Raw genomic sequence first — 9,460 nt, 5'->3', positions numbered from 1 at the left:
TACCCCAACAAAACAAGGTGGCTTAACTAGAGCGGAATATCACTTATAAATACGCTTTTAGTTGTTCAAACAAGTGGGACCACCTCTCTTTATAGATAAAAACTCCCTGTAGGGAGCTCACTTAGTCATTCTTGTTTAGAAAAATTTACTGCTATTTTTACTGATTGCCTTGTCTGATTTTTCAAATCTGGTTAGACCTAAAAGAACAAAACTACTTCCTGGTCACATTGATTAAATACAATTGCTACATTTAAGAAGACCATTTCTAATGTGCCTTTATTGCTCACTAATGACTACCTAAGCACGTTGAAAAAGTTATCTTGAGAAGATTTAGCTTATAAATAAGATGGAGTCTGTATGCGACCTAAAATCGACTTCACCCTAAACTCAAGCGAAAAACTATCTGACCAAGTACGATGTAATAGAATTTAATCCAAAACTTTATGGGGGTTTTTATGGGGGCTTAAATCATAGACAAAAAATAAGCCCTTGTAAAAACAAGGGCTTATTTAGATATTTGGCGGAAGCGGTGAGATTCGAACTCACTAAAATACTTTTCAATAGATTCTATTAAAGTTTAGTTCATTATTTATCAATTAATTACACTTCAATAGAATCTTTTAGATTTTATTATTTGTGCCAAGTTTTGTGTCAAAGTCTTTTATAAAGCTATACTCATTCTCAAGAATTTCATTCCAATAAATGACGAAATTTTACTAGTAAATTGATAGTAGCCCTATTCACAACCAGACCTAAATTCCCATTGCTGATAAGTTTTAGCTTTATTAAACATTTCTAGCTCTCCATCTTTGAATAAGGTTTTTATAGGTTTCTTCGTAGACGAACTTTTTACCCCGCATAAGTATCAACTAAAAAGTAAACATGTATTCATTACCAAAACCCTTTGAAATCTGCCCAACCCAACGCTCTATTTGATCTGCCTTCATCACCTTAAAATCCCGCCAGTTATACTTCATCTGCTTCCAAACCATCTCAATTCTATTCAGCTCAGGACTATACGCAGGTAGAAAATACAAAGTCGTTGAATACTCTTGTACAAGAAGTTTGCGCCAATCTACCATCTGTTTGCTGCGATGAATCGAGGCATTGTCAACAATCAACACCAAAGGAACTTGATAGCTGCGTTTCACCTGTGCTGCTACACCCATCAAATAGGCATAAAACCAGCGACTGTTAACGGACTCCTGTAGGCAACTGGTGATCAGATGACCCGTTGACAGCAGACAACCCATCACATTAACTCGCTTTAGTCTTACAGCATCAACCGCATGAACATCGCCTATCTTTGTCCATGCATAACGGTTATCTGGCGTAGCCGAAAATCCTGTTTCGTCCACATAGCCCAATACAATTTCACCACGTGCCGCTTGCTCACGTAATGCTTCAATCTGCTGTTGCGCTTGTCCAAATGCGGTCGGGTCTCTTTTTTTTCAAGCTGTGGCGGGTGCGTTTGAAGACCATGCCTGAATCTCGCAAAAACTTGCGAAGAGTTTCAACAGACACCGATACACCGTGTTTTTCATGCAGTTTGACTCGGATTTGTTCTGCATTGAGTGGGCTTGTGTTGACCCACTCTAAGATTTGAGCCTGATAGTTTGAGGTCAGTGTATTGGGACGGCCTGAGCGATGACCTTCTTGAATCGATTCAAACTGATGTAGCTCCCAATGTCGGCGTTGTAGCCTTATGGTTTCTGGGATACGCTCTTGTAACGCAGCAACTTCGGCAACAGTTTTACCTTCGGAAAGCCAGAGAATGGTTTGGGCACGTTGTCTTTCACGCTAATGTGCTGCATGCTTGGTCAAGAGAATTAGTTGTGCACGCTGTTCTAAGCTGAGTGGGACAGTAACAATCCGTGGCATGTGCAAACATCGTTTAACCAAAAATGTCTTTTCGCATGTTTAGTTGTTTTTGTCAACTTATGGGCTCCAGCCATAAATAAGCTCTGTGCCTTCTGGAATTCAAAGCATGGCGGGCGTGACATTATGTTATTGACCATTGGCAGTAAGCTCAATTTAGAGGGACAATATCATTTAGATTTCTTTGAACCTTTTAGGAAGCGAATGTGTATTAGAAATCATTGAATATTATGGAAATTAATTTGACGAATTGCCAAATTTGAATTGTAGGAAATACTCATTATAAAAGACTTGTAAGTATTTCTACTTATAAGTCTTTAAATCTTGGCAGGATATCCTCTACCATACTAAATTATAACCATATGATTTACATTAATTTTAAATAAAAAAATAATGAGACACACGGTGATACAAATATCATATTCCTAATTAATTAGGAACCATTAAAATGCTGAACAAACTCTTGTTCAATTTTAGGATGATTGATATATACACCTATCTCATGATTATTGTCAAAGTCATTTGCTTGCGTGGATAACGAGTTCGCAGAAAGCCAATTTAAGCTAGTAATGACAATGTGATTTTTGTCCCAAGCTAAAATTTTACTATGATTTCGTTTCCTACTTGTATCGTGTTTCAAATTAATTTTTTCGTTAACTTCATTTTTCAAAGTCTGACTAAATCTTTGAATTTGATCATGTGTAAGTTGCTCTGAATCAGATGTATACCAAGCTTTAATTTTTTGTGCTTTTGAATGCTTTAATCCTGCCCATACAGCCCTATTAATATTAAAAGAAATTTTGTCACTAAGAATATATATTCTTTCTTTTGCTCGCTGAGCTAAATTCAGCACTTTATAGTGGTCATACTTTAAAAGTAGATTAACTTTAGCAATTTGATCATCTTCATGTCCCTCAAGAGATTTAGATGGAGGAATTTGATTACTTAATCTCGATAATTTTTTTGTTAACTCATTTGACAAATAACTGCGACCCGTCGCAATACTAGCTGCTAGATTTAATAACTTTTTTGCGAAATCATTATCTTTAATTAAAACTGAGCCTTCATATCTATCAAAATTAGTATAGAACCAATTACATGAGCCAATAATCGAGATGCAATCTGACTCTTGTGTATCAAAAATAATAAATTTTGCATGAGATCCTGTTTGAATTTTATGTAAATAGAATAAGCCATAATAGTCATTCTCTATTTTCTCAAAATATTCTTTTATCGCATCAAAATTACTGTCATCTTCAATCATTTGATCTTTACCCCACAATAAATAAACAATTACGCCCCTCTTTAATGCAGAAATAATTGAGTCTATTGTGAAATTAAAATTCCATTTACCAATGAAAGTCGAATGAATTATCACATAGCTTTTTGAATCATTAAAAGCTGACTTAAAGTTTTCTAAATGTTTCGTAGATCCAAGAATCAACTCAATATTTTCACGTAAGATATTGAATTCATAGCTTGGTTCCAGATCTAATGGTGTATAACTAGAATTTACTTTCCGAACTGAAGCCTTACTTTTAGCATGTAACCTCTCAGCGATATGATTTGATATCTGCTTTAACGATGTAGCAGAAAAAATTCCTTTGCTATTTTCAGATTGCTCATTATCAAACTTAGTCTTAAATGAACTATGGACAACACCTTTCACAACATTAATATTAAATACAACGTATTTATAATCGCTAGTCGTTAAAAACAAATTAACTGGTGGTATATAAGTAACAATCTCTTCATCATCTTTTATTATACATTTTTCAGCTTTATTTACATCGATAATTTTAAAATGATTATTACTAATATCATCTAAGAAAATAAAATTATCATAAGTTCTTTCAAACTCTTTAACTTGAGTATAACTATATAAATTAATATTATTATTCAGCAGACCGATGTGATCACCATTTGTAAAATTAACAATAAACTCTCTCTTAGTATTAATTTTTTTTGGTGATTGTGGTAAAGATTTCATATCAGCCACTCTTAGTCCATAGGCAGTAATCTGCAAATAAATTTTATTTTCATCTTGAACCAATGTAATCCAATCAAGTTTAATAAATGGCAAAATGATCTGTATAAGCAGTTGCCTATTTAAATTTGATTCAGCCACAAGATCGTCTAAAGTTACTCTTTCACGTGCAATTCTTCTAATAACAATAAGGTCCAAAACACTCCATTGTGAGCTCTTCCGTAAAGTAACATCAGAAATAGAATATCCAAATGGTATAGCTACTAAATAATGATTATTTTTTGCTGATTGTGCTTTCATAATTTTTCATCTTATAGAGTAGAGGCATCATGGAATGTGCAATATTGAGGATTACGTACCAATTTTATCAACTGCTCAATAAAAGCTGCCTCAATTGGCAATTCTTTATGATTCAATGCACTATTGACCCAATAATCAAACATACCTATAGAACCAACAATAATGAGATGAAATTTAGCTCTGCTAAACATAACATTCATTCTTCGTTCATCTATTAAAAAGCCCAAAGCACTATAAATATCATTATTTATGTTATTTCTAACTAGACTAATAATCACCAAATCAGCTTCGCCACCTTGGAATGAATCACAAGTTTTGCAAATTTCATTCTCAGATATAATTTCAAAATCTTTTCTAATTAGCTCCTTTAAGACACCATTAGTTTTTAAATATTCATTAATATAATTAACTTGTTTAGCGTAAGGGGATAATAAAACAATTGATGGTTTTTTAATAAAATTAGATTTTTTATAAATACAATTTAAGATATCTTCAATTATTAAAACCTCAGATTTGTTAACAAAGTTTTCCTCTAAAATTTTTATAACACTTGAATCAGAATAAGGCTCCTTTACATTTAACCAAGTAAATCTTTTAGAGTTTTCTAAATCTACCTTCTTAAAATCTTTAAAATAAAAAGGTCTATTACAATCATCTAAATAAAAAACCTTTCTTGATTCATTATCTAACAACTTATAATCATAAAATACTTTTGTAATAATTTTAGAAATATCTGGATGCATCCTATATTGCTCAGATATCATACTACCAAAGTTAATCTTCGACTTATTCGATTTATTAATATCAACTTCCTTAAATAAATATTTAAAAAGTGAATAATATTCAATAGATTTTTCTATGGCAGGTAAATATTTATCTTGTACAAATTTTAGCAACTCATCCATATCAGCATCATCATCATTTAACTTTGGTTTTATATCTGTAAATATTTCTAGCAAACTATATAAACCGCTATCATGAACTATACTATTTTTAAATTTCCCCTTTGTTATAAAACTTATAATTTTATCCAAATTTAAATTTTCTGGGACCATAATTTTTTTGAAATCTTTTTCAAAAAAAGGTGGTAATTGTTTATGATCTCCAATTAATAACCTTTTGTAAGATAGAAGAAGTGGACTAATAAGATCATTAGTCGAAGCTTTTGCTGCCTCTTCCATTATACTCCAATCGAAATAACAATTATTATCAAGCATTTTTTCGATTGTTTTAGAATTTGTAGTTGTTAAAATAATATTTGCACTGCTTAAAATTTTATCATAAAAATTATAATTTTCCTTATTATGCTTAAACTTATCCATATCCTGTCTTAAATCTATATTTGTAGAATATGATTCTTTCCATAATTTACTGATATATACGGGTTCTAAATGCTCCAATAATGTATTAGATATAATTGATTTAGCTTCATGATCACTATTATTAAAAGCTTTGATCATTACTAATTTTTTTTCAAATTCACATTTATCAATTTCATCACTCAACACTTCTACAGTAGAGTGACTTTGAGCACTTAATACTATTTTGCTAAATGGTTCATTTTTGAAGATCTGTTCAACTAAAGTTTTGACTAAAAATGTTTTTCCTACTCCTGGAGGACCTTGAACTATATAATTTGGATATGTGTTTAAAGCTTTTTCAAATACTTCTTTTTTTGAATCATCCAGTTCTTGATAACCATCAACATATTGAAGCTTAGAGTTATAGATTTTTGTATTCTTCTTTGGAAATATAAGACTATTTAATAGGTTTGTATTTTTAACAAGTAATGTTATAGCCTTATTTTTTCTTAAAAGCGAAGAATGATTTCCTAATAATGACTTCGGATACATAAACATATGCTGATTTATTTTACCGACCACTTCGCTAATTTTTTCTGGATTTTCAGAGTCTATTTTAGAATCTAAGAAATACTCATAATTTTTATTAAATCCACTAGAAAATAATCTGTATCTAAAATCTTCATTATCCTCACCATGAGCACTATAAAACTCTCTCTTATTTTCAGGTTTAACGTTAGAAATTATCCATTCCACATCTGGATTATCCCTATAAAACTTATTAAAACACTCAGAAACTGTTTTTTTACAAAGAGCTCTATTAATTGCTTCAGATTGCAAATCAGTATTTAATTTTACTTTAATTTTTTCCTTATCCTCCAAAATATCTACCACTTCAACCGAGTATATTTGAGAGTAATAATCAGCAATATCTATAGCCTGAGATATAAGAATACTATTAATGAAGTTTTTCACATTTTCATCTAGTTCAATTTTATTTTTAAAAGCTGATAACAATCTAGACCAATCATTTTTTTTATTTTTTTCCCGCCCTACATCTACTACAATATCAAACTCTTTAAACTCTTTAAACTCTTTTTCGTGTTTAGCATAAAAAGGAATACTTTGATATATATCAATTAAAACCATTTTATCTGTTGTATAAACACCCATGAAATTTTTAGATTTTTCTATGTTGTATAAAAACTTCTCACCTTGAATAAAATACTTATTCACACCCTGCTTATAGTGTAAAGCTTTAAACATACCAACTTTATTAAGCTTATTAATATCACTTTTAATAAATTCAATTATATTTCCATGATCAACTCCTTCTATTAACTTATTTATTTCTCCTAAAAAATCGTCCTCTTTTCTAGTAATAATATGTAAATAATATTCCGTACTATTCTCCTCTTGAACGTCTAATTGCTGTAAAATTTCATCTAAATCGTTTAAAATATCTTCATCATTTATTTTCTTAGAACTCATATGTTTATAGAAGAAATACACTTCTTTTCGAGTAAATATTTCATCTATTTCTTTTATTTTTTTTATATTAAATATTTCTTCAGCCAACCTTAAATAATCCATCCAATCATTATTATATGAACTTTCTAGAAGAACCCCATAATTTTTTTTATTATAGTTGAATCTACCTAACTCAAGCATCCATTCGAAGCCAGTTAACTTAAAATCACTTGGTATTTCATCATCAATATTTACAATTATTGATTTTGTATTAATACTCCTATGCAAAAAACCATTTTCATGTAATAGATTTAAGCCTTCTGCTATATTCTTTAAATTTCCCCATATCTTAAACCTTAATTCTTTATCCCTTAATTTACCTTTACTATTCCAATTAGTATTTTTTTTATAAAAAGTCTCATAATCAATTTCATCAATCTTAATTTTGTAGGTTGTTACAAAACAATCTTCATATTCTTTTGCATCATCTATGATCAATAAATATTTTTCTGCATTTGGTGAGTTTTTTAAAAAAATTAGCTGTCTTATTTCTTGCAACCAAATTTCTTTTACACTTTGATCAAATATTTTTTCCCATAATTTTACCAAATAGACATCACTATCCTCATCTACACACTTATATAATTTATAAGATGTATGCTCATCGTCAGCTAATAAGTAGGATTCCTCAAAATTTTGTTCTATATCAAATTTCAACATTTTTTTCATTGCAGTTTTAAATTTTACAAATTATACACATTTAGTGGTGATCCTAGCCAAAATAATGGACAATGATTCCCCCTAAAGCTAACATAATGTTAACTTTGAAGATACAAGAAATGGCTAAACGCTTTAGTCCTGAATTTAAACAACAAGCGATAGAGTGTGTACTGGCGAACTCACATGAACCATTAGCGGCCATAGTCAGAAAATTAGGTGTTGGTTATTCAACGCTTGATAAATGGATAAGAGAAACGAATCTTGGTTGAACTGGCAAACAACAACTTGCACCAGTACAACAACGTATTATTGAACTTGAGAAGGAACACAGACAACTCAAGGAAGCCAATGTCATTGATGAGGCTACACAGAATCTCGTTGTCCTAAGCGACTATCCATCTAGTACTATACACTTATCAAGTCAAACCGATTAAAAAAATCCGTCCTAAAGCAGATTTCATTCGTTATGAGCGCCCATTACCAGGCGATAGAATTCAAATGGATACCTGTAAATTGGGTCCTGGGCTATATCAGTACACATCTATCGATGACTGCACACGATATCGCGTTTTAAGGATATATAAACGCCGAACAGCAGCGAATACGCTCGACTTTTTAGATTGCGTAATTGAAGAAATGCCTTTTCCCATACAGCGAATACAGACCGATCGTGGGCGGGAATTTTTTGCTGAAAAAGTACAGAAAAAATTGATGCAGCATGGAATCAAATTTAGACCAAATAAACCAGGTTCACCTCATTTGAATGGCAAGGTAGAGCGTTCTCAAAAGACTGATAAATCTGAGTTCTACGCTACTGTCGATATTAATTCTGAAGATATCCAAGACAAGCTAGCCGAATGGCAGCATTACTATAACTGGATGAGACCACATTCAGCTTTGAAAGGTAAAACACCGATGGAAAGGTACTTTGAATTATGTGAAGAAACCCCTTTCTCTGATGAGGTCCAGAAGCAATACAACCCATCAAATGAACGGATTCAACACGCCAATTACAAGATGGATTTAGAGATCGCTAAATTGAAACGATCTCTATGAATCACACACATTATCAGCTAAATATTTTGCAGTACCACACCCTTTCTAAGTCATCTGTGCGATAAGAAAAGCCCCCCCTGAGGGGCTATCTTATTATAGAACATCGCTTCTTATTTAGATTTTTTTAAACGTGAGCGCATTTTACAGCAAAAAGTATATTTATGCTCAGACGGTTTTGTCTATTTGTGTCATTTCCCTTGAGCTGCTTGAGTAGCTTTCGCCTATAACAAACTTAATCAAAGCTGAGGTTATATTTCCGTTGAAGTTGGTTAATACTCAATTCAGTGGGTTCATTCCAATATTTTTCTACCCATGCTTTTTTATCATTGCGCCGTCCAATATTGTCTAATAAAAAAGTTTAAGTTCTTTACGTGCATACATAATTTGCCGTTCGGTCTGATTCAAGTTTTTAGCAATCTCCTTGACCTCTATATCTGTTCTAAAGATTTCCTGTTGGTGTTCAAGTAGCCAGTTTTTACAACGTTCACTATAAGTTAACTCAGGCTGTTGGAATTCTTTACATGTTCTCTGATAAGCAGCTTTAGCAGTGTTGTATGGATATATATACCTATATTTAATAAAAATTAAATAATTTATTGTTTTATAAATAAATATAAATATTAAAATTACATAAACAGAATATTACGTTAAATTAATAAAAGATCTATGGCTATTTTGACCGTAAATTTACACTGATAGTTTTCTAAAAACAGTAATAAATACAAATAGAATTTTCTCTCGAGATACT

General features: G+C 31.3%; 4 protein-coding genes and 2 pseudogenes. 2 read left to right on the top strand and 4 right to left on the bottom strand.

From position 1 onward, the window contains the following. Positions 1-869 precede the first annotated feature (869 nt). From CDG56_RS13675 to CDG56_RS13660, 4 genes and pseudogenes are all read right to left on the bottom strand, one after another. Positions 870-1,409, bottom strand: a complete 540-nt coding sequence (locus tag CDG56_RS13675) for an IS630 family transposase (protein WP_126038012.1) — start codon at positions 1,407-1,409, stop codon at positions 870-872. Beyond that, positions 1,405-1,881: pseudogene (locus CDG56_RS13670) on the bottom strand (helix-turn-helix domain-containing protein). The gene CDG56_RS13675 and the pseudogene CDG56_RS13670 overlap by 5 nt, the downstream one beginning before the upstream one ends. A 430-nt stretch (positions 1,882-2,311) precedes the next feature. Continuing rightward, entirely contained in the window at positions 2,312-4,165 is a 1,854-nt protein-coding gene (locus tag CDG56_RS13665) for a phospholipase D-like domain-containing protein (protein WP_086222951.1), read from the bottom strand. Positions 4,166-4,176: 11 nt separating this feature from the next. After that, positions 4,177-7,656 carry an AAA domain-containing protein gene (locus CDG56_RS13660; RefSeq protein ID WP_171295164.1) on the bottom strand — a complete coding sequence of 1,160 codons (3,480 nt, stop codon included), beginning with the start codon at positions 7,654-7,656 and terminating at the stop codon, positions 4,177-4,179. Positions 7,657-7,775: 119 nt separating this feature from the next. On the opposite strand from CDG56_RS13660, the gene CDG56_RS17605 reads away from it, so the two are divergent. Together CDG56_RS17605 and CDG56_RS17360 are read left to right on the top strand one after the other, a co-directional pair. Next, complete coding sequence (locus CDG56_RS17605; protein WP_057081857.1) at positions 7,776-7,925, top strand: transposase; 150 nt, start codon at positions 7,776-7,778, stop codon at positions 7,923-7,925. Positions 7,926-7,959: 34 nt separating this feature from the next. Continuing rightward, positions 7,960-8,712, top strand: a pseudogene (locus tag CDG56_RS17360) (integrase core domain-containing protein); the annotation flags it as partial. Between the last annotated feature and the right edge of the window lie 748 nt (positions 8,713-9,460).

Origin of the sequence: Acinetobacter sp. WCHA39, assembly GCF_002165385.1 — a bacterium.
Classification (GTDB): Bacteria; Pseudomonadota; Gammaproteobacteria; order Pseudomonadales; family Moraxellaceae; genus Acinetobacter.
Note: the sequence above shows the minus strand (reverse complement) of the source record. Positions and strands in the feature narration are given on the sequence as shown.

Excerpts from the sequence above, each read along its gene's own strand:
- CDG56_RS13665 (WP_086222951.1), bottom strand. The coding sequence starts at position 4,165 with ATGAAAGCACAATCAGCAAAAAATAATCATTATTTAGTAGCTATACCA.
- CDG56_RS13660 (WP_171295164.1), bottom strand. The coding sequence starts at position 7,656 with ATGTTGAAATTTGATATAGAACAAAATTTTGAGGAATCCTACTTATTA.
- CDG56_RS17605 (WP_057081857.1), top strand. The coding sequence starts at position 7,776 with ATGGCTAAACGCTTTAGTCCTGAATTTAAACAACAAGCGATAGAGTGT.